Annotated in this window: 1 protein-coding gene; it reads left to right on the top strand. The window is 40.3% G+C overall.

The features are described 5' to 3' along the window. Positions 1-491: 491 nt before the first annotated feature. Positions 492-698 carry a hypothetical protein gene (locus ACFINA_RS09660; RefSeq protein ID WP_375607593.1) on the top strand — a complete coding sequence of 69 codons (207 nt, stop codon included), beginning with the start codon at positions 492-494 and terminating at the stop codon, positions 696-698. Positions 699-808: the final 110 nt, after the last annotated feature.

The following is an 808-nucleotide window of genomic DNA, read 5'->3' as shown; positions in this document are numbered from 1 at the left end:
AAAAAGTGAAGAGAGGCTTTTATTGCCATTAAGTATATTGCTTTTGACTTGTTCATTAAGGAGCATGGGGGACACTTCTCGTTTTATGCTTTTTTTATATTGGTGTCGTGTTTTTGAGAAAAATTGAGGCTCTTGCTTGAGTTGGTGCTCTTGCTTGAGTGGGATTTTTGCGAGCTTTTAAGGGGGATAAGTGAAGAGGGCTGCTCTTGGGTTTCACTTGCTGTTTCTGTTCTCTTAAAGAGAGAAAATCTTGTAACTTATTTTCTTTTTATCAAGCATAAAAATGTGTCTTACCAAGCGATATGGAGAGCGAAAAATCTATATTTAAAGCAAAAGATATTCTGGTGTTTGGGGAAAAAGAACCCATTTTCTTGCAGGTGGAGGCAAGGCGCATAGAGAAGGTGAGCCAAAAGCACACGTTTTGATCAAGACTTTTTGCTCCATGGAAAGGGTAACAGTGTTTTTAAAGAGCTTGGGGTGGAGGGGGAAAATTGAAAGAAAAGAGGGACATTTATTTATTTACGAGACTGTTATTTATTTACGAGACCGCTAAGGACAGTTTCTCATCTCTGGATGAAAAAGGTTTTGTGCAATTTGGTTATGGAATTGTTGGAGACGCTGGTATCCATGCTGCGGCTTGCCAAATGATTAATCCTTATCATTTGGGGGCTTTATCATTTTTGGGGGGGCCAGATTGACAACGAGGCTTTGAGGCAAAGGGGTGGATTTTAAGGCAAAGGGATTGAAATTTCTTGAGGAAGAGGTAAGCGTAGGGCGTGTCGTGTACTTGAGGAAGTTTTCGATGAGG

It is taken from the genome of Bartonella sp. AC10YNML, assembly GCF_042196825.1.
Taxonomy (GTDB): domain Bacteria; phylum Pseudomonadota; class Alphaproteobacteria; order Rhizobiales; family Rhizobiaceae; genus Bartonella.
This window is presented reverse-complemented; position numbering and strand designations above follow the sequence as displayed.